This is a genomic window from Pseudomonas sp. HS-18 (assembly GCF_020401845.1).
GTDB classification, from domain to species: Bacteria; Pseudomonadota; Gammaproteobacteria; order Pseudomonadales; family Pseudomonadaceae; genus Pseudomonas; species Pseudomonas nitroreducens.
Genome location: NZ_CP084413.1, coordinates 2,872,377 through 2,893,687 on the forward strand (window position 1 = coordinate 2,872,377; position 21,311 = coordinate 2,893,687).

At 65.9% G+C, this 21,311-nt stretch carries 23 protein-coding genes; 12 read left to right on the plus strand and 11 right to left on the minus strand.

Features of this window, described 5'->3' with window-relative positions; translation table 11 throughout:
- The first annotated feature begins 35 nt into the window (after positions 1–35).
- From LDJ84_RS13455 to LDJ84_RS13495, 9 genes are all read left to right on the plus strand, one after another.
- The gene (locus LDJ84_RS13455; protein ID WP_065083849.1) at positions 36–536 is read left to right on the plus strand and encodes a VOC family protein; all 501 of its coding nucleotides are present in this window, start codon (positions 36–38) and stop codon (positions 534–536) included.
- 29 nt (positions 537–565) lie between these two features.
- Positions 566–955 (plus strand): VOC family protein, encoded by a 390-nt coding sequence (locus LDJ84_RS13460; RefSeq protein ID WP_024762307.1) that lies wholly within the window; start codon positions 566–568, stop codon positions 953–955.
- Positions 956–1,004: 49 nt separating this feature from the next.
- Positions 1,005–1,646 carry a LysE family transporter gene (locus LDJ84_RS13465; RefSeq protein ID WP_169887723.1) on the plus strand — a complete coding sequence of 214 codons (642 nt, stop codon included), beginning with the start codon at positions 1,005–1,007 and terminating at the stop codon, positions 1,644–1,646.
- A 147-nt stretch (positions 1,647–1,793) separates the two neighbouring features.
- Complete coding sequence (locus LDJ84_RS13470) at positions 1,794–2,114, plus strand: hypothetical protein (RefSeq protein WP_226046458.1); 321 nt, start codon at positions 1,794–1,796, stop codon at positions 2,112–2,114.
- A gap of 144 nt (positions 2,115–2,258) precedes the next feature.
- Positions 2,259–2,759 (plus strand): thiol peroxidase, encoded by a 501-nt coding sequence (gene tpx, locus LDJ84_RS13475; protein ID WP_024762304.1) that lies wholly within the window; start codon positions 2,259–2,261, stop codon positions 2,757–2,759.
- A gap of 233 nt (positions 2,760–2,992) precedes the next feature.
- Positions 2,993–4,291, plus strand: coding sequence for an MdtA/MuxA family multidrug efflux RND transporter periplasmic adaptor subunit (locus tag LDJ84_RS13480; protein WP_196913641.1), 1,299 nt, complete (start codon positions 2,993–2,995; stop codon positions 4,289–4,291).
- The gene (locus LDJ84_RS13485; RefSeq protein ID WP_024762302.1) at positions 4,288–7,410 is read left to right on the plus strand and encodes an MdtB/MuxB family multidrug efflux RND transporter permease subunit; all 3,123 of its coding nucleotides are present in this window, start codon (positions 4,288–4,290) and stop codon (positions 7,408–7,410) included. The genes LDJ84_RS13480 and LDJ84_RS13485 overlap by 4 nt, the downstream gene beginning before the upstream one ends.
- Positions 7,410–10,526, plus strand: a complete 3,117-nt coding sequence (locus LDJ84_RS13490; RefSeq protein ID WP_226046459.1) for a multidrug efflux RND transporter permease subunit — start codon at positions 7,410–7,412, stop codon at positions 10,524–10,526. The genes LDJ84_RS13485 and LDJ84_RS13490 overlap by 1 nt, the downstream gene beginning before the upstream one ends.
- Positions 10,523–12,007, plus strand: coding sequence for an efflux transporter outer membrane subunit (locus LDJ84_RS13495; RefSeq protein ID WP_024762300.1), 1,485 nt, complete (start codon positions 10,523–10,525; stop codon positions 12,005–12,007). The genes LDJ84_RS13490 and LDJ84_RS13495 overlap by 4 nt, the downstream gene beginning before the upstream one ends.
- A 7-nt stretch (positions 12,008–12,014) precedes the next feature.
- Here LDJ84_RS13495 and LDJ84_RS13500 read toward each other — a convergent pair whose 3' ends face one another.
- The 7 genes from LDJ84_RS13500 to LDJ84_RS13530 all read right to left on the minus strand — a co-directional run bounded on the left by LDJ84_RS13500 (position 12,015) and on the right by LDJ84_RS13530 (position 15,907).
- Positions 12,015–12,308, minus strand: coding sequence for a hypothetical protein (locus LDJ84_RS13500; RefSeq protein ID WP_024762299.1), 294 nt, complete (start codon positions 12,306–12,308; stop codon positions 12,015–12,017).
- Positions 12,309–12,336: 28 nt separating this feature from the next.
- On the minus strand, positions 12,337–12,930 hold the full coding sequence (locus LDJ84_RS13505) for a C40 family peptidase (protein WP_037006490.1): 594 nt from the start codon (positions 12,928–12,930) through the stop codon (positions 12,337–12,339).
- A gap of 146 nt (positions 12,931–13,076) precedes the next feature.
- Positions 13,077–13,736 carry a C40 family peptidase gene (locus LDJ84_RS13510; protein WP_024762297.1) on the minus strand — a complete coding sequence of 220 codons (660 nt, stop codon included), beginning with the start codon at positions 13,734–13,736 and terminating at the stop codon, positions 13,077–13,079.
- Between the two features lie 116 nt (positions 13,737–13,852).
- Complete coding sequence (locus LDJ84_RS13515) at positions 13,853–14,278, minus strand: VOC family protein (protein WP_024762296.1); 426 nt, start codon at positions 14,276–14,278, stop codon at positions 13,853–13,855.
- A gap of 20 nt (positions 14,279–14,298) precedes the next feature.
- Positions 14,299–14,760 carry a hypothetical protein gene (locus LDJ84_RS13520; protein WP_024762295.1) on the minus strand — a complete coding sequence of 154 codons (462 nt, stop codon included), beginning with the start codon at positions 14,758–14,760 and terminating at the stop codon, positions 14,299–14,301.
- A gap of 92 nt (positions 14,761–14,852) precedes the next feature.
- Complete coding sequence (locus tag LDJ84_RS13525; RefSeq protein ID WP_024762294.1) at positions 14,853–15,176, minus strand: antibiotic biosynthesis monooxygenase family protein; 324 nt, start codon at positions 15,174–15,176, stop codon at positions 14,853–14,855.
- Positions 15,173–15,907 carry a glutamine amidotransferase-related protein gene (locus tag LDJ84_RS13530; protein WP_024762293.1) on the minus strand — a complete coding sequence of 245 codons (735 nt, stop codon included), beginning with the start codon at positions 15,905–15,907 and terminating at the stop codon, positions 15,173–15,175. The genes LDJ84_RS13525 and LDJ84_RS13530 overlap by 4 nt, the downstream gene beginning before the upstream one ends.
- 108 nt (positions 15,908–16,015) lie before the next feature.
- Here LDJ84_RS13530 and LDJ84_RS13535 point away from each other — a divergent pair, with 108 nt between their 5' ends.
- On the plus strand, positions 16,016–16,888 hold the full coding sequence (locus tag LDJ84_RS13535) for a LysR family transcriptional regulator (RefSeq protein WP_024762292.1): 873 nt from the start codon (positions 16,016–16,018) through the stop codon (positions 16,886–16,888).
- Positions 16,889–16,934: 46 nt separating this feature from the next.
- Here the strand turns inward: LDJ84_RS13535 and LDJ84_RS13540 are convergent, their stop codons facing one another.
- Entirely contained in the window at positions 16,935–17,309 is a 375-nt protein-coding gene (locus LDJ84_RS13540; protein ID WP_024762291.1) for a hypothetical protein, read from the minus strand.
- Between the two features lie 225 nt (positions 17,310–17,534).
- Here LDJ84_RS13540 and LDJ84_RS13545 point away from each other — a divergent pair, with 225 nt between their 5' ends.
- On the plus strand, positions 17,535–17,861 hold the full coding sequence (locus LDJ84_RS13545; protein ID WP_024762290.1) for an I78 family peptidase inhibitor: 327 nt from the start codon (positions 17,535–17,537) through the stop codon (positions 17,859–17,861).
- A gap of 66 nt (positions 17,862–17,927) precedes the next feature.
- Here LDJ84_RS13545 and LDJ84_RS13550 read toward each other — a convergent pair whose 3' ends face one another.
- Positions 17,928–18,185: a hypothetical protein gene (locus LDJ84_RS13550; protein WP_024762289.1), complete on the minus strand. Its 258-nt coding sequence runs from the start codon at positions 18,183–18,185 to the stop codon at positions 17,928–17,930.
- 142 nt (positions 18,186–18,327) lie between these two features.
- Positions 18,328–19,251, minus strand: a complete 924-nt coding sequence (locus LDJ84_RS13555) for a LysR family transcriptional regulator (protein ID WP_037009195.1) — start codon at positions 19,249–19,251, stop codon at positions 18,328–18,330.
- Between the two features lie 122 nt (positions 19,252–19,373).
- Between LDJ84_RS13555 and LDJ84_RS13560 the strand changes: the two genes are divergently transcribed.
- The gene (locus LDJ84_RS13560; RefSeq protein ID WP_413247449.1) at positions 19,374–20,123 is read left to right on the plus strand and encodes a 3-oxoacyl-ACP reductase family protein; all 750 of its coding nucleotides are present in this window, start codon (positions 19,374–19,376) and stop codon (positions 20,121–20,123) included.
- 31 nt (positions 20,124–20,154) lie between these two features.
- On the opposite strand, the gene LDJ84_RS13565 is transcribed toward LDJ84_RS13560, so the two are convergent.
- Positions 20,155–21,243: an FUSC family protein gene (locus LDJ84_RS13565; RefSeq protein WP_024762286.1), complete on the minus strand. Its 1,089-nt coding sequence runs from the start codon at positions 21,241–21,243 to the stop codon at positions 20,155–20,157.
- Between the last annotated feature and the right edge of the window lie 68 nt (positions 21,244–21,311).

Here is a 21,311-nt window from a genome sequence, read left to right on the forward strand (position 1 = left end):
GTCACGCCGACCGCGTGAGAATCAGGAGAGTCACCATGTCCAGCCTGCAACGCGTCACCCCCTGCCTGTGGTTCGACGGCAAGGCCGAGGAAGCGGCCAAGTTCTACACCGGGATATTCCCCAACTCGCGGATCGTCCAGACCGCCTATTACCCCGAAGCCGAGAAGGACCGCCACGGCGGCGTGCCCGGCTCGGTGCTGACGGTGGAGTTCGAACTCGACGGCCAGACCTTCATCGCCCTCAACGGCGGGCCGGCGTTCAACTTCACCGAGGCGCTGTCGCTGCAGGTGATGTGCGACAGCCAGAAGGAGATCGACCACTTCTGGGACAAGCTCGGCGCCGGCGGTCCGGTGGAAGCACAGATCTGCGGCTGGCTGAAGGATCGCTACGGGGTGTCCTGGCAGATCTGCCCGCGCCATGTCGGCGACATGGTCGCCGACCCGGACAAGGCCAGGGCCAGCCGCACGCTGCAGGCGGTGATGGGTATGAAGAAGCTGGACATGGCCGCCATCGAGCGTGCCCACGCGGGTAATTGAGGCCGGCACGGAAGAAGAGGGCGCGCGACATGTTCAGCCATATCACCGTCGGCACCAACGACCTGCCGCGGGCCATCGCTTTCTACAGCAAGCTGCTCGAGCCGCTGGGGATCGTCCTCAAGGCGCACCGCCATGCGCCGGAGCGGGCGATCTTCGCCCATCCGGAGAGCGACGTGGTGTTCTGCGTCTACGAGCCCATCGACGGCCAGGCGGCGAGTGCCGGCAATGGCAGCCTGGTGGCCTTCGAGGCGCGTACGCGGCATCAGGTGGACAGTTTCCATGCTCGTGCCATGCAGTTGGGCGGCGTCGATGAAGGGCCGCCGGGCCTGCGTCTGCATTATTCGCCGACCTATTACGGTGCCTATGTGCGCGACCTGGATGGCAACAAGCTGTGTTGCGTCTGTCATCTGCCGGAGTGAGCGGCGAGCGAGGGCGCTAGAATGCGCACTTGCCATCCTGTCGACGAGAATGCCCATGACTGCTGCCAGCACTTTCGCTCCGCTGCTTTCCGTGGCCCTGTTATGGGCCGTGGCGGTGGTCACGCCGGGGCCGAACTTCTTCACCACGGCGCGCATCGCCGCTGTGCATTCGCGTCGCCATGGACTCATCGCCGCCCTGGGAGTTGCCTGCGGCACGGTGATCTGGGGGCTTGCCGGCGGCCTGGGAATCAAGTCGCTGTTCAGCGCCGCGCCCGCGCTGTACATGGGCTTCAAGCTGGCCGGCGGCGCCTACCTGATCTATCTCGGCATCAAGCTGCTCAAGCGCAGGACGCCGGCCGATGGTGGAGAGAGCCTCGCTGAAGTCAGCCGTGAACGCAGTGCCTTCTCGGCGTTCCGTCTCGGCCTGCTGGGCAACCTGACCAATCCGAAGACCGCGCTGTTCGTGGCGACCCTGTTCGCCACCGCCATGCCGGCTGCGCCCTCGGCTGCATTGCTGGGCATGGCTATCGCGCTGATGGTGACGCTGTCGTTCAGCTGGTACTGCTGCGTGGTGCTGGTCTTTGCCAGCGAGCGCATGGCGGGCGTCTACCGCCGCTTCCGCCGGGCGCTGGATCGCTTTGCCGGCTGCTGCTACCTGCTGTTCGGCGCGCGGATGGTAGCGACCCACTGACGGTCGCATCTGGCAGATATTTCGAACCTCAGTGCGTAGCGGCCCGTCCAACTCCCTGAGCGCCACAGTCAACCGGCACGCACCGTTCGCCCGACTGCGGCACCGCCAAGCGGCGAGGGTGCGCTCGCCGGACAGGGAGAATCTGCGATGGTCACTCACTACAAGGTCAAAGGCCACCTGGCTTGCGGGCACGCGGGCAAGCACCTGGAATCCACCACCGAGCTGAACCGGGTGAAATGCCGGAGCTGCCGTAACACCGACGTTTACAAGGAGGCCCGCCGCGATGCACGCAACGCCGCGCGCCGTGCCCAGCGCAAGGCCCGCGCAGAAGCCGTGCACAACGACTGGCGCAGCTTCTGGGAGAAACGCCTGGCCGCGATGCCTGGCACCCAGCGCCTGCCGCGTGGGTTCCAGGACCAGGCATTCGTGGGCGCTGGTGCCGGCGCTCCTGTAGCGGCTGCCGCTTGAGCCGGGCCTGAGGGGAGGGTTGGCCGGATGCATGTCCGAGCATTGCGCTCGGGCAAGTCGTGCTAGCATCTGCTCCGGCCCCGAATCCTCCTGCGGCGCTGGCAACCCGTCTGCGCCGCCATCCCTCACAGAAGGACCCAAGCAATGGCTCAAGTCACCCTCAAGGGCAACCCGGTATCCGTCGACGGCAAGCTGCCGCAGAAAGGCGAGCAGGCTCCGGCCCTGTCGCTGGTCGCCGGCAACCTGTCCGACGTCACCCTGGAAACCTACGCTGGCAAGCGCAAGGTGCTGAACATCTTCCCCAGCGTCGACACCCCGACCTGCGCCACCTCCGTGCGCAAGTTCAACGCCGAGGCGAGCAAGCTGGCCAACACCGTGGTGCTGTGCATCTCCGCTGACCTGCCGTTCGCCCAGGCGCGCTTCTGCGGCGCCGAAGGTCTGGAGAACGTGGTGAACCTGTCCACCCTGCGTGGCCGCGAGTTCCTCGCCAACTACGGCGTAGCCATCGCCGACGGCCCGCTGGCCGGCCTGGCGGCCCGGGCCGTGGTGGTGCTGGACGAGCAGAACAAGGTACTGCACAGCGAGCTGGTCGGCGAAATCGCCGACGAGCCGAACTACGCCGCCGCCATCGCCGCCCTGGCCTGATGACGCTGCTGCTTTCGTGAGAAAGCCGGGCCGGCCCATCCAGGGTCGGCCCACTGGCGGGGAACCCTGCCGGTCAATCCGGGTCGCAATGCCCCGGAATTTCGTAACTCCCGGTAAATCAAAGGTAAATAGCGGGTAAAGAGACTTTGCCTGCGGCCTGGCTGTGCTTATCGTTCAGCCTCGCTATTCTCACTTTTTTGCGTGAAGCCCTCTTTTCAACAAGACAGAGTCCCATGACTGCAAGCAACGGATCGCCCTCCAAACTCCGCAAACTGCGCCCCTGGCTTATCACGGCACTGCTGTTCGCCGCCGTGGTGGGGCTGATCATGTGGCTGCACTCGACCTCCACTGGTGCACCGGCGGCCCAGGGCGGGCGTGGCGGGCGACCGGGGCCGGGGCAGATGGCCGCGGGGCAGGGCGGTACGGCGGTGACCGTCAGCGTCGCGCCGGTGACCAGGGGCGACTTGCCGGTTCACTACCATGCGCTGGGTACGGTGACGGCCTACAACACCGTGAACGTCCGCGCGCGGGTCAGCGGCCAGCTGGTCAAGGTGCCATTCCAGGAAGGCCAGGAAGTGAAGGCCGGCGACGTTCTCGCGGTGATCGACCCGCGTCCGTTCCAGGCCGCGCTGGACCAGGCCCAGGGCACCCTGCTGCAGAACCAGGCACAACTGAAGAACGCGCAGATCGACCTCGCCCGCTACAAGGGCCTGTACGCCGAGGACTCCATCGCCAAGCAGACCCTGGACACCCAGGAAGCCCAGGTGCGCCAGTACGAAGGCACCCTGAAGACCAACCAGGGCCAGGTCGCCGACGCCAAGCTCAACCTCGAATTCACCCAGGTGCGCGCGCCCATCGCAGGCCGCGTCGGCCTGCGCCAGGTGGACGTGGGTAACCTGGTCACCTCCGGCGACACCACGCCGCTGGTGGTGATCACCCAGGTCAAGCCGATCTCCGTGGTGTTCAGCCTGCCGCAGCAGCAACTGGGCACCATCGCCCGTGAGCTGTACAGCAACAAGCCGGTGCCGGTCGAGGCGCTGGACCGCAACCAGAACCAGACCCTGGCCACCGGCGTGCTGAAGACGCTGGACAACCAGATCGACACCACCACCGGCACCGTCAAGCTCAAGGCCGGCTTCGAGAACGCCGACCACAAGCTGTTCCCCAACCAGTTCGTCAACGTGCGCCTGCTCGCCGAGACCCTGCCGGGCGTGCTGACCATTCCGGCCAACGCTGTGCAGCGCGGCAACGACGGTACCTACGTCTACCTGGTCGGCGAGGAGAGCAAGGCCAAGCGCCAACTGGTCACCCTGGGCACCAGCGAGAGCGAGCGTGTGGTGGTGACCGAGGGCCTGAAGGAAGGCGACCGCGTGGTCGTCGAAGGCACCGACCGACTGCGCGAAGGCACCCGCATGAACATCGTTGCCTCCGATGAAAAGGCCCGCGCGGCCGCGACGGAGGAGGGCGACAAGTCCACCGCCAAGCCGTTCGGCTCGGACACTCCGGTCCAGGACAGCGGTAAGAGCGAATGAACCCGTCCCGCCTGTTCATCCTGCGGCCGGTCGCCACCACGCTATTGATGGTGGCGATCCTGCTGTCGGGGATCATCGCCTACCGCTTCCTGCCGATCTCGGCCCTGCCGGAGGTGGATTACCCGACCATCCAGGTGGTGACCCTGTATCCCGGCGCCAGCCCGGACATCATGACCTCCTCGGTGACCGCGCCGCTGGAGAACCAGCTGGGGCAGATTCCCGGCCTGAACGAGATGTCTTCCACCAGTTCCGGTGGCGCTTCGGTGATAACCCTGCAGTTCAGCCTGCAGATCAACCTCGATGTCGCCGAACAGGAAGTCCAGGCGGCGATCAACACCGCGCAGAGCCTGCTGCCCAAGGACCTGCCGAACCAGCCGGTGTACAGCAAGGTGAACCCGGCGGATGCGCCGATCCTGACGCTGGCGGTGATGTCCCCGGACATGCCTCTGCCGCAGATCCAGGACCTGGTGGACACGCGCCTCGCGCAGAAGATTTCGCAGATTTCCGGCGTCGGCCTGGTCAGCATCAGCGGCGGCCAGCGCCCCGCGGTGCGCATCCGCGCCAACCCCGGCGCCCTGGCGGCGGCCGGCCTGAGCCTGCAGGACCTGCAGACCACCGTCACCAACAACAACCTCAACGGTCCCAAGGGCAGCTTCGATGGCCCGACCCGTTCCTCGACCCTGGACGCCAACGACCAGCTCAAATCCGCCGACGCCTACCGCGACCTGATCATCGCCTACAAGAATGGCTCGCCGCTGCGCGTGCGTGACGTGGCGAGCGTGGAGGACGACGCCGAGAACGTGCGCCTGGCCGCCTGGGCCAATACCTCGCCGGCCGTGGTGCTGAACATCCAGCGCCAGCCGGGCGCCAACGTCATCGAGGTGGTGGACAGCATCAAGAAGATGCTCCCGCAACTGCAGGCGACCCTGCCGGGCAGCCTGGAAGTAACGGTGCTGACCGACCGCACCACGACCATCCGCGCCTCGGTGGCGGATGTGCAGTTCGAGCTGTTCCTCGCCGTCTGCCTGGTGGTGATGGTCACCTTCCTGTTCCTGCGCAATATCTCCGCGACGCTGATCCCCAGCTTCGCCGTGCCCCTGTCGCTGATCGGCACCTTCGGCGTGATGTACCTGGCCGGCTTCTCGATCAACAACCTGACGCTGATGGCGCTGACCATCGCCACCGGCTTCGTGGTGGACGACGCCATCGTCATGGTGGAGAACATTGCGCGCTACCTGGAGCAGGGCGATCCGCCGCTGGAGGCCGCGCTCAAGGGCTCGAAGCAGATCGGCTTCACCATCATCTCGCTGACCTTCTCGCTGATCGCCGTGCTGATCCCGCTGCTGTTCATGGGCGACGTGGCCGGCCGATTGTTCCGCGAATTCGCCATCACGCTCGCCGTGGCGATCCTGATCTCCGGTTTCGTCTCCCTGACCCTGACGCCGATGCTCAGCGCCAAGTTGCTGCGCCATGTCGAGCCGGAGCAGGAAGGGCGCTTCGCCCGCGCGGCCGGGCGCTTCATCGACAAGATGATCGAGCGCTATGCCGCCGCCCTGCGCGTGGTGCTGCGGCACCAGCCGCTGACGTTGCTGGTGGCCATCGCTACGGTCGTGCTCACCGCGCTGCTGTACATCTTCATGCCCAAGGGCTTCTTCCCGGTGCAGGACACCGGGGTGATCCAGGGCATCGCCGAGGCGCCACAGTCGATTTCCTTCCAGGCCATGGCGAGCCGCCAGCAGGACCTGGCAAAGATCGTGCTGCAGGACCCGGCGGTAGAAAGCCTGTCCTCGTTCATCGGCGTCGACGGTACCAACGCCACGCTCAATACCGGGCGCCTGCTGATCAACCTCAAGCCCCACGCCGACCGCGACGTCACCGCCACCGAGGTGATCCACCGCCTGCAGCCGGAACTGGACCAGATCGCCGGCATCAAGCTGTACATGCAGCCGGTGCAGGACCTGACCATCGAGGACCGGATCGCCCGCACGCAGTACCAGTTCACTCTGCAGGATGCCGACCCCGACGTGCTTGCCGACTGGGTGCCGCGCCTGGTGGACCGCCTGCAGCAATTGCCGGAGCTGGCCGACGTGGCCACCGACTGGCAGGACAAGGGGCTGCAGGCCTACATCAACATCGACCGCGACACCGCCTCCCGCCTGGGCGTGAGCCTGTCGAACATCGACAGCGTGCTGTACAACGCCTTTGGCCAGCGGCTGATCTCCACCATCTTCACCCAGGCCACGCAGTACCGCGTGGTGCTGGAAGTGGCGCCGGAATTCCAGATCGGCCCGCAGTCGCTGGAGAACCTCTACGTGCCGTCCAGCGACGGTACCCAGGTGCGCCTGTCGAGCCTGGCCAAGGTGGAGGAGCGCCACACGCTGCTGGCGGTCAACCACATCGCCCAGTTCCCGGCGGCGACCATCTCCTTCAACCTGGCCAAGGGCGTCGCCCTGGGCGAGGCGGTGCAGGCGATCCGCGACGTCGAGGCGCAGATGGAAATGCCCGTCAGCCTGCAGGGCAGTTTCCGTGGCGCCGCCCAGGCGTTCGAGGCCTCGCTGTCCAACACCCTGCTGCTGGTGCTGGCGTCCATCGTCACCATGTACATCGTGCTGGGCATCCTCTACGAGAGCTTCATCCACCCGGTGACCATCCTTTCCACGCTGCCCTCGGCCGGCGTGGGCGCGCTGCTGGCGCTGATGCTGTCGGGGCAGGACATCGGCATCGTGGCGATCATCGGCATCATCCTGCTGATCGGCATCGTCAAGAAGAACGCGATCATGATGATCGACTTCGCCCTGGACGCCGAGCGTAACGAGGGCAAGCCACCCCATGAGGCGATCTACCAGGCGTGCCTGCTGCGCTTCCGGCCGATCCTGATGACCACCATGGCCGCGCTGCTGGGCGCCTTGCCGCTGATGCTCGCCGGCGGCGCCGGCGCCGAGCTGCGCCAACCGCTGGGCGTCACCATGGTTGGCGGTCTGCTGGTCAGCCAGTTGCTGACGCTGTTCACCACGCCGGTGATCTACCTGTACTTCGATCGCCTCGCCGCACGCTGGGCTGCCTGGCGCGGCCGCCACGGCCTGGACGTGAACAGCATCGACCCGGCGGAGCGCACCTGATGGGCGGCCTCTCGCGCCTGTTCATCCTGCGCCCGGTCGCCACCTGCCTGCTGACCCTGGCGCTGATGCTGGCCGGCGCGCTGTCGTTCAGCCTGCTGCCGGTGGCGCCATTGCCCAACGTCGACTTCCCGACCATCCTGGTGCAGGCCTCGCTGCCCGGCGCCAGCCCGGAAACCATGGCGTCCACCGTGGCGACGCCACTGGAACGCTCGCTGGGGCGCATCGCCGGGGTCACCGACATGACCTCCAGCAGCTCCCTGGGCAACACCACCATCATCGTGCAGTTCGACCTGTCCAAGGACATCGACGGTGCTGCCCGCGAGGTGCAGTCGGCGATCAACTCGGCGATGAGCCTGCTGCCCACCGGCATGCCGAACAACCCGACGTACCGCAAGGCGAACCCGTCGGACATGCCGATCATGATCCTCACGCTGACCTCGGACACCTACACCCGCGGGGAGATGTACGACCTGGCCTCGACCATCGTCTCGCCCAAGCTGGCGCAGGTGAAAGGCGTGGGGCAGGTGAGCATTGGCGGCTCGTCGCTGCCGGCGGTACGGGTCGACGTCAATCCGGACCAGCTCAGCCACTACGGCATCTCCCTGGACACGGTGCGCACGGCGATCAACAACACCAACGCCGATGGACCCAAGGGCTCGCTGGAGTTCGGTGAGCGCCATTGGCAGGTGGACTCCAACGACCAGCTGCGCAAGGCCAGCGAATACGCCCCGCTGATCGTCCATTACAACGCCGAGACTGGCGCGGCGGTGCGTCTGAAGGACGTCGCCACGGTCACCGACTCGGTGGAAGACGTGCGCAACGCCGGCTTTTCCGACGACCTGCCGGCGGTGCTGCTGATCATCACCCGGCAGCCCGGCGCGAACATCATCGAGGCCACCGATGCCATCCACGAGCAGTTGCCGATCATCCAGGACGTGCTCGGCCCGCAGGTGAAACTGTCGGTGATGGACGACCGCAGCCCGTCGATCCGCTCCTCGCTGGAAGAGGCCGAGCTGACCCTGATCATCTCCGTGGTGCTGGTGATCCTGGTGGTCTACCTGTTCCTGCGCAATGGCCGCGCCACGCTGATCCCCAGCCTCGCGGTACCGGTGTCGCTGGTGGGGACCTTCGCGGTCATGTACCTGTGCGGCTTCTCGCTGAACAACCTGTCGCTGATGGCGCTGATCATTGCCACCGGTTTCGTGGTGGACGACGCCATCGTCGTGGTGGAGAACATCGCCCGGCGCATCGAGGAGGGCGACCCGCCGATCCAGGCCGCTATCCGTGGTGCGCGGGAAGTAAGTTTCACCGTGCTGTCGATGACCCTGTCGCTGGTGGCGGTGTTCATCCCGCTGCTGCTCATGGGCGGCATCACCGGGCGGCTGTTCCGCGAGTTCTCGGTGACCCTGGCGGCGGCCATCCTGGTGTCACTGGTGGTCTCGCTGACGCTCACGCCGATGCTCTGTGCACGCCTGCTCAAGCCGGTCGAGCGCGGGCCGAAGAAGGCCTCGGTGGAGCGTCAGAGCAACCGCTACTTCGTCGCCTTCATGCAGCGCTACCGCGCCAGCCTGAGCTGGGCGCTGGAGCACTCGCGGCTGATGTTGGTGATCATGCTCGGCTGCATCGCGCTGAACCTGTACCTGTTCGTGGTGGTGCCCAAGGGCTTCCTGCCGCAGCAGGATTCCGGGCGCCTGCGCGGTTTCGCGGTGGCCGACCAGAGCATCTCGTTCCAGGCGCTGGACAAGAAGATGGCGCAGTTCCGCAGGATCCTCTCCGAAGACCCGGGCGTGGAGAACGTGGTGGGCTTCGTCGGCGGCGGCAAGTGGCAGTCGAGCAACACCGGCTCCTTCTTCGTCACCCTCAAGGACATCACCGAGCGCGACTCGGCAGAAGCCATCGTCAATCGTCTACGCAAGAAACTGGCAGAAGTACCTGGCGCCAATCTGTTCCTGGTCGCCGGCCAGGACGTGCGCATCGGCGGCCGCCAGGGCAACGCGCAGTACGACTTCACCCTGCGCAGCGACGACCTCACGCTGCTGCGCGAATGGGCGCCGAAGGTCGAGGCGGCGATGAACAAGGTGCCGCAGATCGTCGACGTGAGCAGCGATGCCCAGGACAAGGGCGTGCAGAGCCGCCTGGTGATCGACCGCGACCGCGCGGCGAGCCTGGGGGTGAACGTTGCCGAAGTCGACGCGGTGCTGAACAACTCCTACGGCCAGCGCCAGGTCTCGACCATCTTCAACCCGTTGAACCAGTACCACGTGGTGATGGAGGTCGCCCAGCCGTACCAGGAAACCCCCGAGGAGCTGCGCCAGGTCTACGTGATCAACAGCGAAGGGCAGCGTATCCCGCTCTCGGCCTTCACCCACATCGAGCCGAGCCGCGCACCGCTGGAGGTCAACCACCAGGGCCAGTTCGCCGCGACCACCTTCTCCTTCAACCTCGCCCAGGGCGCGCAGATCGGCCCGGCCCGCGACGCGATCCTGGCGGCGGTGGAACCCATCCATCTGCCGATGGAAATCCAGGCCACCTTCGAAGGCAACGCCGGCGCGGTGCAGGACACGCAGAACGACATGCCCTGGCTGATCCTGCTGGCGCTGGTGTCGGTTTATATCGTGCTGGGCATCCTCTACGAGAGCTACGTGCATCCGCTGACCATTCTTTCGACGCTGCCCTCGGCGGGCGTCGGTGCGTTGCTCACGCTGATGCTGTTCCGCACCGAACTGTCGCTGATCGCGCTGATCGGGGTGATCCTGCTGATTGGCATCGTGAAGAAGAACGCCATCATGATGATCGACTTCGCCCTGGACGCCGAACGCACACTCGGTCTGTCGCCGCGCGATGCGATCCTCGAAGCGGCGATGAAGCGCTTCCGGCCGATCATGATGACCACCCTGGCCGCCATCCTCGGCGCGCTGCCGCTGATCTTCGGCATCGGCGGCGACGCCGCGCTGCGCCGCCCGCTGGGCATGACCATCGTCGGCGGCCTGATCGGCAGCCAGTTGCTGACCCTCTACACCACCCCCGTCGTCTACCTCTACCTCGACCGCCTGCGCCATTGGGTCAACAAGAAGCGCGGCGTGAAAACCGACGGCGCCCTGGAGACACCCGTATGATCCGTTCCCGTTCCCTGCTCACTCCGCTGGCTCTGGCGCTGGCCGTGGCCCTGGCCGGTTGTGCTATCGGTCCGGACTACCAGCGCCCCGAGCTGACGGTGCCCGCCAGCTTCAAGGAGGGCGAGGGCTGGCAACTGGCGAAGCCGCAGGACGGCTTCAACCATGGCGCCTGGTGGGAACTGTACGGCGATGCCACGCTGAACGACCTACAGACCCGACTGGTTGCCGCCAACCAGACCCTGGCGCAGTCGGTCGCTTCCTACCGCCAGGCCCAGGCGCTGGCCAAGGGCGCGCGTTCCTCGTTCTTCCCGACCATCAGTGCCGACGTCGGCAAGACCCGTTCCGGCCAGGGCACCGGCAGCGGCGGCAGCGTGCGCCTGCCCGATGGCTCCACCGTCAGCAGTGGTGGCGGCAGCAGTTCGATCAGCAACAGCTATTCGGCGAGCCTGGGCGTGAGTTGGGAGCTCGATCTGTGGGGCAAGCTGCGCCGCCAGCTGGAAGCCGACACTGCCAGCATGGATGCCAGCGCCGCGGACCTGGCCAACTCGCGTCTTTCCCTGCAATCCCAGCTGACCCAGAACTACCTGCAGCTGCGCGTGATGGACCAGCAGATCAAGCTGCTCAACGACACGGTCACGGCCTACCAGCGCTCGCTCAAGCTCACCGAGAACCAGTACAACGCCGGCATCGTCACCAAGGCCGACGTCGCCCAGGCGCGCACCCAGCTGAAAAGCACCGAGGCCCAGGCCATCGACCTGAAGTACCAGCGTGCACAGCTTGAGCACGCCATCGCGGTGCTGGTCGGCGTACCGCCGGCGCAGTTCTCCCTGGCCGCCGTGGAAGGTGTGCCGAGCCTGCCGTCAGTGCCCGCGCTACTGCCGTCGGAGATATTGCAGCGCCGCCCGGACGTGGCCTCGGCCGAGCGCCAGGTGATCTCCGCCAACGCCAAGATCGGCGTGGCCAAGGCTGCCTGGTTCCCCGACCTGACCCTCACCGCCGCCGGCGGCTACCGCAGCGGCAGCTTCCAGAACTGGATCGAGACGCCTAACCGTTACTGGTCCATCGGCCCGCAGTTCGCCATGACGCTGTTCGACGGCGGGCTGATCGCCTCCCAGGTCGAGCAGGCCGAGGCGAGCTACGACCAGACCGTGGCCAGCTACCGGCAGACCGTGCTGGACAGCTTCCGCGAGGTGGAGGACTACATGGTCCAGCTCAAGGTGCTGGAAGAGGAGAGCGGGGTGCAGCAGGAAGCGCTCGACGCTGCGCGCGAGGCGCTGCGCCTGACCACCAATCAGTACAAGGCCGGGACCATTGACTACAGCGATGTCGTCACCACCCAGACGGCCGCGCTGTCCAACGAGCGCACGCTGCTGACCCTGACTGGCAGCCGGCTGACTGCCAGTGTGCAATTGATCGCCGCACTGGGCGGTGGCTGGGATGCGGCGAAGATCGCCGAGGAAGGGCAGGCGACCCGGGACTGACGCTGGGTCAGTCCTCGCTCAGTGCGCTCAGAGGGATACGGAAGCGGCTCTCGCCATCCAGCGAGGTGATTCCGCGCGGTCGCGCGGTGCTCACCAGCGCCGTGCCATCGCCTCGTTCCAGGACTTCACAGTCGATATGGCCGACTGCCGGAAGGCTGTCGTCTTCCTGCTCGGTACGCAGCCGCGCGCGCGGCTTGAGAAAACGCCAGGCACGGCCCGCTGCATCGATCAGGCGGCACTCGGCCCAGCCGGCGAAACACTCGTCGGTATAACGCACGATCTCGACCCGAACGCTGGACATGCACATGCATCCCTTAATGAGGTGTGGTTCAGCCGTTGAAGCGGCGGGCGGTGGTGAAACTGCGCTGCCAGTAGCTTTGCGCCAGCGAATCCATGCGGACGCTTTCGCCGGTACTGGGCGCATGGATGAACTGGTTGTTGCCGATGTACAGCCCGACGTGGCTGACACTGCCGCGACCGTTGCGATTGAAGAACACGGCGTCGCCGGGGCGCAGGTCGTGGCGATCGACGCGCCTGCCACCGCTCTCGATCATTTCGCCGGTGGTGCGTGGCACTTTCATTCCAGCTTCCGTGCGGAACAGATAGACCAGCAGGCCGCTGCAGTCGAATCCACTGGTTACCGTGGTGCCGCCGAAGCGATAGGGGATGCCGACCAGCTGGCGCGCACGGGCAACTACCCGCGAACTGCTGCTCAGCTGGGGCTTGTGCACGCCGGACTGCAACGGGCGCTTCGTCGCTGTGTGCAGGCGGACGTTGTTCCGGTTGAGCGGTTTGCCCTGTGCTGCGCGCGCGAGTTTCGCGCTGGTCTTGTGCGGTAGCAGGCCTTTGCTCTCGCGGGCTTCGGCCGGCGGAACGGAAAGAATGAGCAGCAATGCTGTACTCAGGAGAATCAGGGGGCGCATTTGGGCTACATCGTGTGACTAACGAGTAAAACGGGGCGCCATCTTAGAAATCTCCTGGGAAGAGTTAACGTGGGAATACTGCAAATTCGGGTAGGGCATTTCTGATTGATGGTGTGTAGGTGACCTGCCCTCGATGATCAGTCGTATCAACCACTGAAACGGCGGGCCGTGGTGTAGCTGCGGTTCCAGTAGCTGTTGTCCAGGGAGTCGATACGAATGGTCTTGCCGGTTCGCGGCGCGTGGATGAAGCGGTCGTCGCCGATATACAGGCCGACATGGCTGGCGCTGCCGCCGCCGTTGTGGTTGAAGAAGACCGCGTCGCCGGGTTGCAGTTCGGCGCGGCTGACTTCGTTCTGGCGCTGGGCAATCATCGAATGGGTGGTGCGCGGCAGCTTGCGGTTGGCGATGCTGCGGTAGAGATAGACGAGCAGACCGCTGCAGTCGAAGCCGTTTTCCTCGCTTTCACCGCCCCAGCGGTAGGGAGTGCCGATCAGCTCGTGGGCGCGCTCGACGATGCGCGAGGTGTCTACCGGGCTGAATTGCCGGCTGCCCAGGTCGTGGCCACGGGAGGCCAGGACCGCGGCGCTTCGTTGGTGTGCTTGTGAGAATTCCCCGTTGCGCTGCATGCGATGGGCCATGCCGCGTTGCTCGCCGCCACGCGAAGCGTGGCCAGCGGGCGAGAAACTCCGGTCGATCACGGCGCTTTCGTAACGACGCCAGTCTGGCGCGTCGTAATCATCTGCCAGGGCGATGGACGCACCCAGGGTGCAGAACAGGTAAAACGGAATCCAGCGGATGGGGCGCACGTCAAGTCACCTCAGGGTGAGCGTTGGAGACGGGCGTTATCCTAGGAACTGGCTATCAGGTGCTATGTAGGAGATTTCCATGTCGCATGAAGGCGATTTCCACGCCTGACCGACGGTCAGGAAGCGAACAGCTGGCCGATATCCTTGAACGACTTGAACTCCAGGGCATTGCCGCAAGGGTCGAAGAAGAAGAACGTCGCCTGCTCGCCCACCTGTCCCTGGAAGCGCACGTGGGGCTCGATGACAAACTGCGTGCCGTGCTCGCGCAGGCGCTGCGCCAGGCGCTCCCAGTCCCCCCAGTCCAACACTACGCCGAAGTGCGGCACCGGCACATCGTGGCCGTCCACGGCAGTGGTATGCGCGGCCGTCTGGCTGGCTGTACGCGGGTGCAGGTGGATCACCAACTGGTGACCGAAGAAGTCGAAATCCACCCACTGAGCGCTGCTGCGGCCCTCGCCGAGGCCCAGTACCTCGCCATAGAAACGCCGCGCCAGTGCCAGGTCATAGACGGGGATGGCCAGGTGGAAGGGCGACAGGGCCATGGGCATGCTCCTTGTCGGTTTCAGGCCGGTACGGCCAGCAGGCGAGTGATGGTAGCCTTGGCCGCGTTTATCTGACCCTGGCGGGCGAGGCGGGTGAATTCCAGCAGGGCATGTTCGTGCTCGGCGAGTTCGTCGAGTATGTCGCGGTCATCGTCGTCGCCATCATCGGCCAGGCTGTCGTAGCGCTGGACGTAAGGCTCCACCAGCACTTCGAGTTTCTCCAGGGTCTGCGTCCAGTCGAGCCCGAGCCAGTCGGCGGCGCGTTGCCGGCCCTGGGCGGCGGCGTGGGCGGTATCGCCAAGCGGCAGGCCGTGGCGCTGCAGCAGGCGCGCCATGCGCAGGCCGGTCTGGCGCTCCAGCCGTGCCAGCAGGAGCATTGAGGCTGCGCCTTCGGGCAATTGCTCGGCCAGGCCGAGAAAGAAGTTTTCGCCGCGGACCTCGCCCAGGTAGGCGGCCTGCAGTTCACTGGCTTGTCGGTGCATGCGTCGGTCCCCCTTGCTCAATGGGGACCAGCCTAGACGATGTGTGCCGGGCATCGAACCCGGCATGTCGTGTCTGGGCCAGAACGGGTCGCTCAGCGTTCGAAACCGTACTCGCGCTCGATGCGGCTGATGCGCACGCGGAAGGCGCTGTACCAGTCGCGGCGGCCGGCCTGCTGCGCCAAGCGGTGTTCACTCTGCTGCTTCCAGCTGCGGATGGCGGCTTCGTCGCGCCAGTAGGACACCGTGATGCCCAGGCCATCGGCACCCCGGGCGGACTCGACGCCAAGGAAGCCGTCCTGCTGCGCCGCCAGCTCGAGCATGCGCTCGGCAGTGGCGCCGTAGCCTTCGTCCAGCTCGGTTCGGTAGGAAGTGAAGGTCACGGCGTAGTATGGCGGTTGCGGTGTGCTGGCGATCATGCGGGACTCCCTATTCGGCTGGAATGATGGCGGAACGCGGCGGACAGGAGCGCCTCGGCCAGCGGTACGGCGATGCCGGCCAGGGCCTTGCGCTCGGGTTGAAACAGGGTGGCGATGAAAAACGGATGGTCGGCGGCTTCCAGCGCGCGAATGCTGTCGTCCTCGCCGCGGGCACAGGCGCGCAGCGAGCCGCCGAACAGGACGTCCTGGAACTCGGGGTTCACGCCGTAGCGGCAGCGGTAACCTTCACGAATCTCCGGCAGCCCGTAGATGGCCGCCAGGTTCGAACCGGGCGTGAGACGGATGGTCTCGCTGACTTCCAGCAGGGAGCAGGGCAGCGCATGGACCACCTGTTGCGTCGCCTCCGGCTCCAGTTCCCCATGGGCCGCGTCGCTCCAGGCCAGTACATGGCGAGCGCGCTCCAGCAGGGCATGCTGGAAGCCACCGCAGGTACCAAGGAAGGGCACCTCGCGCTCGCGGGCGAAGCGGATCGCGCGCAAGGCACCTTCGGTGTTCAGGTAGGGGCTGCCGGGGATGCACCAGAAGCCCGAGTACCCTTCCAACTCCAGGCCTTCGGCGAGGCGCGGGGTATCCAGCCAGTCCACGCGCAGGGTCCCCGAATGCGGCAGCAGCGATTGCTGCAGGGCCAGGGGTATCGCCCAATGGGCGGTGACGCGGCTGTCGCGGTCGCCGATCAGGCCGATCCGCAGTGATTTACGACGTTTTCCCATCCGTTGTTCCCCCCGGCGTCGTGGCCCATTGGCGGGCCCATGGGAGGCAATTTATAGTTGCGCAGGCGCAATCGAAAATGGGCGGTTGCGCAACCTTGGAGTGCGTCGATGCAATACCGTCTGGAATACGCCGATCTCGCCCTGGTGCTGGCACTGGTGCGCGGGGGCAGCCTTGCCCGTGCCTCGGAATTGCTCGAGGTAGACGTTTCCACCGTATTCCGTGCCGTGCGCAGGCTGGAGAAGGCGTTGGGTACCGCGTTGTTCGAGAAGGGCCGCAACGGCTACCTGGCGACCGCCACCGCACAGCAACTGGCGACCCAGGCGGAACTGGCCGAGCAGGCGCTGGAAGCGGCACGCCTGGGGCTGGAGCAAGGGCACGACGTGCTCAGTGGCACCGTGCGCCTGACCTGTTCCGATACCGTGCTGCAGGGCCTGCTCCTGCCTGCCCTGGCGCGCTTCATGAAGCGCTACCCGGCGCTCAACCTGGAGCTGACCACTTCCAATGCCTTCGCCAACCTCAGTCGCCGCGATGCCGACATTGCCCTGCGTCTGACCAATGCGCCGCCGGAGCATCTGGTGGGACGCAAGCTGGGCGAGGTGCACTACGTCCTCTGCGCCCATCGCGATTACCTGGCCGAGCAGGGCGAACGTCCCTGGCAGGAAATGAGCTGGATCGCCCCGGATGACTTTCTCCCCGATCACTCCAGCGTTGCCTGGCGTCGCCAGGCTTACCCCTCGGTGCTGCCGGCTTACCGCTGCAACAGCATGCTGTCGGTGCTGGACCTGTGCCGCGCAGGCCTGGGCTTGGCGGCGCTGCCGGCGTTCCTGCTGCGCCCGGACGACGGCTTGCAGGTGCTGGAGCCGGAACTGCCCGGCTGCAGCATCCATCTCTGGCTGCTGACCCGGCCAGACTGCCGGGCCTTGCGGGCGGTGGTGACGTTGTTCGAGGAACTGGCCGGCAGCATTCGCCTGCCGGCCTGAATGAAAGACCCCGCCAGGAGGCGGGGTCTTTTGTCCGTAATGGCTATTACCAGTGACGGTAGTGTCCCGGCGGGCCGTAGTAGCCAGGGCCGTAATAGCGCGGCGGACCATAGTAGCGAGGCGGCCCGTAGTAACGCGGGCCCGGCACCACCACCACCGGGCGGTAGACCGGCTGGTAGACGGGTTGGTAGACCGGCGCCGGTTGGTAGTAAACCGGCTGCGGCGGGTAGTACGCCACCGGGGGTGGCGGCGCGTAATAGGGCGCTGGCGCGGGTTGCGAGCCGGCAACCACTGCACCCCCGACAACGGCACCGACCACGGCGCCGATGGCGGCGGCATCAGTGTTGCTGTTGGCCGCGGCTTGACCTGCGAGGGCTAGGCCAGCGCAGAGCAGGGCGATCTGGGGGAGACGGTGAAGCATGATGCACCTCCTGAGGAACCCGGCGAGGATCCCGGTATCTATGAGACATCGGCCTCGAAAGAATCGTAACGCCGCTGGTGTAAAGGTTGTGTAAATGGTGCTGCAAGGCTCTGCGACGGGCCTGCATGTATCAGCCTGCAATACATCCATCGCGCCGCCGCAGCCCTGGGGCTGGTAAGGTGGCGCCTTTCGCGTTTTTTCCATGAAGAACCAGGGAGACCTTCCATGCCCTTCAACCGAGTGACTCTCTTGTCGCTTCTCGCTGTCGCCGCGCTAGCCGGTTGCAGTTCCAAGGATTCCCCGTCCGATGCCGCCCAGCCGGCCGCGGACAGCTCGCCGGCGATGACCGGCACCTGCAATGCCAAGGCGGTGCAGTCGATCATCGGCAAGGTCGTTACCCCGACGCTGACCGAAGAGGCGCGCCGCGATGCCGGCGCCAGTGTCGCCCGCGTGCTCACTCCGCACCAGCCGGTGACCATGGAGTACAACTCGCAGCGCCTGAACATTGATGTTGACGACAATCAGGTGGTGAAGCAGGTTTCCTGCGGCTGAGCCGAGCACCTGTCAGCACCCATGAAAAAGCCCCGCCTAGGCGGGGCTTTTCCTGTCCAGTGATTATCAGCGGTTGGCGGGCTTCTTGATCACGCGTAGTGCCTGGCTGGACTGGTTGACGCACTCCTCGTAGTTGCCGGCCTTCTTCGCTTCCTCGGCTTTGGCGAGGTACTCATGGACCGCGTTGACCTTCACGCCGGTCGCGTTCTTGCTAGCGGTCTTGAGGAAGTCGTTGATCTGCTGCAGGTTGCCATCGCACAGCGCACTGTCAGCGAAAGCCGGTACGGAAAACACCATGGCCAGGAGCAGAGCGTACTTTTTCATGCAGGTTCTCCTTGCATCTCATTTGCCGAATCGAAGAAATTCGAAATTAAGTTAGCTTGCTAACAATCGACAAGCGCTTTCCCCGCGAATTCATTTCATTTCTGACGCTAGTCAGGAAAATGCCGATCCGCCGTGTCGCTGGTCAGATGGCGCTGAACTTCCGCTCCAGGCCCTGGCTGCGGAAGTGCTCGATGACATAGTCGACGAATACCCGCGTCTTGGCCGGCAGCAGTTTCTGCGCGGCATAGTAGAGCGCCGTGTTGCCGGCATCCACGTACCACTGCGGCAGCACGCGTACCAGGCGGCCGTCGTCCAGGTAGGGCACCGCGTGCTGCATGCTGACCAGGGTCACGCCCAGGCCCATGAGCGCGGCGACGCACGCCGCCTCCGGGTCGCTGAAGGTCATGCGCTCCTTCAGCGCGATCGGCGCCTGGGACTGCTGGCGGTTGGTCAGCGGCCAGGGGCGGACGCGCCCGGTCTGCGGCGAGCGGATGCGGATGCCGTCATGGCTGGGCAGGTCCGACGGATAGCGGATCGCCGGGCGGCCTTCCAGGTACGCCGGCGAGGCCAGCAGCACCAGGTGCGCCGGGCAGAGCTTGCGTGCGACAACGCCGGGCGGCAGTTCGAAGCCGCCTCCGATGGCCGCGTCGAAGCCCTCGGCGATCAGGTCGACCTGGCGATTGTCGAAGTGCCAGTCCGGGCGGATCGCCGGGTAGCGGGCCAGGAAGTCTCCCAGCAGCGGCAGGATGTAATCGCGGCCGAACACCAGCCCCATACTCACCTTCAGCGCCCCGCTGGGCTGGCCATCGGCGCTGGCCAGGTTGGCGATGGCGCTCTGCAGGCTGGCCAGGCCGCCGCCGGCTTCATCGAGAAATCGCTCACCCGATTCAGTCAGGGTCAGGCTGCGGGTACTACGCTGGAACAGCCGCACGCCCAGGTTGTTTTCCAGGCGGGCGACGTTCTTGCTCACTGCCGCCGGGGTCAGGCCCAGACGCCGCGCGGCCGCCGCGAAGCTGCCGGCTTCGGCGCTGCGGACGAAGCATTCGATACTGATCAGGCTTTCCATGGGTGGTATTCCGGACGTTTGGTATCGACTGAATATAGCGATTGCTGGCTACCGAGTAACGAGTACGAAGGGGAAACTGGCCCCGTAGAACTTAATCCCACTTCCTGTTTCGGAGACGCATCATGACCACCAACCAATCCCTTGCTGGCAAAGTCGCTTTCGTACAAGGCGGTTCCCGCGGCATCGGCGCTGCCATCGTGCAGCGCCTGGCCCGCGAAGGCGCCGCCGTGGCCTTTACCTACGTCAGCTCGGCGCAGAAGGCCGAAGACCTCGCCGCCAGCATCGAAGCTGCCGGCGGCCGCGCCCTAGCGCTGAAGGCCGACAGCGGCGACGCGGCGTCCGTGCAGAGCGCCATCGATACCGCCGCCCAGCGCCTGGGCGGCATCGATATCCTGGTGAACAACGCCGGCGTGCTGGCCATCGCCCCGGTGGAAGAGTTCAGCCTGGAAGACCTCGACCGCACCCTGGCAGTGAACGTGCGCAGCGTGTTCGTCGCCACCCAGGCCGCTGCGCGGCATATGGGACAGGGCGGGCGCATCATCACCATCGGCAGCACCAACGCGGACCGCATGCCCTTCGGCGGCGGCGCGGTCTACGCCATGAGCAAGTCGGCCATCGTCGGTCTGACCAAGGGCCTGGCTCGTGACCTCGGCCCGCGCGGCATCACCGTGAACAACGTGCAGCCCGGTCCGGTGGACACTGACATGAACCCGGCCGACAGCGACTTCGCCGCATCGCTGATGGACCTGATGGCGGTCGGCCGATACGGCCGCGCGGAAGAGATCGCCGCCTTCGTCGCCTACCTGGCTGGCCCGGAAGCCGGCTACATCACCGGCGCCAGCCTGACCATCGACGGCGGCTTCGGCGCCTGATGGGCTCTTGGTAAGCGCAGCACGGCCGGGCTCAGGCCCGGTCGCGGCTCTGGATGTTCCAATGGGTGGAGGTGCTGGCGAGTTTTGCCGAGAGCATCTCCACCTGCTCGTAGAGGCGCAGAGTCAGCCAGTAGAAGCCCTGTTTCTCGAAGGAATCGGTCAGGTTGTGCGGCCGTGCCGGCAGGTTGTCCAGGCCCTGGCAGGCCTGGACCAGCTTGCTGGTGCGGCTGAACTTCAGGGCGTGGGCCGATTGCAGCAACAGGCGTCCGATGATCTGCCGGTGGGTGTCGAGGCTGGCAGGCACCGGTTCTATCTCCCCGGCCTGGGCGGCAAACTGCCGCGAGGCGATCAGCGATTCCAGGGTGCCCATGATGGCGCGATGGATGCGCTGGAGGATCTCCAGCTCGCGCAGCGGCATGCCCGTCTCCCGCGAGACCGGACCCAGGTGGGCGCGCGAAGCCACCAGCCGATGGTCCAGTTCTTCCAGCTGGCGGGCGAAATGCTCGGCGGTAAAGTCGTGGTTGGACGACAACTGCCCATACATTCGCGCACAGGCGCGCAGGTTGTCCGAGAGCAGGTAGCGCCAGACGTAGACCGCCCGCAACGGGTAGATCTGCGAGAAGACCAGGGCCACCGCGACACCGATCAGCACATTGGCCGAGCGCCACAACCCTTCGGTAAAGCCAGTCTCGCCGGGGCCGGCGACAATGCACATGGTGATCCCCGCCAGCAGCGCGACATAGCCGGGACGGCGAATCGCATAGAAGGCCGAGGCTGCGCCCAGCACCGACATCACCAGGTAGGTGAGGGCGAGCGAGCGCGTGCGGTCGTAGACGGCGATCACGCACAGGCCCAGCGCCGCGCCAGCCAGGGTGCCGAGCACCCGTTCGTAGGACTTGCCGCGGATCGTCCCCTGGTGCACCAGCCCGCCCATCACCACCAGCACCGTCACCGAGGCCCAGAGCCCGTGCGGCAGTTTCAGCGCGCTGGTCAGCAGCATCGAGGCGAGCAGGGCGAGGCCGACGCGCACGCAGTGGATCCAGGCGGCGTAGCGATAACGGGTGTAGGGATTGGCCAGGCGGCGGAACGGCAAGGTCAGGATCGAGGGTTGCTTCGCCAAGGGAAGCGGCTCCTGTGCGGACGGTGGCGATGCAGCAAGGTTAGCCGCTCCCGACCGCAACGGTCGGC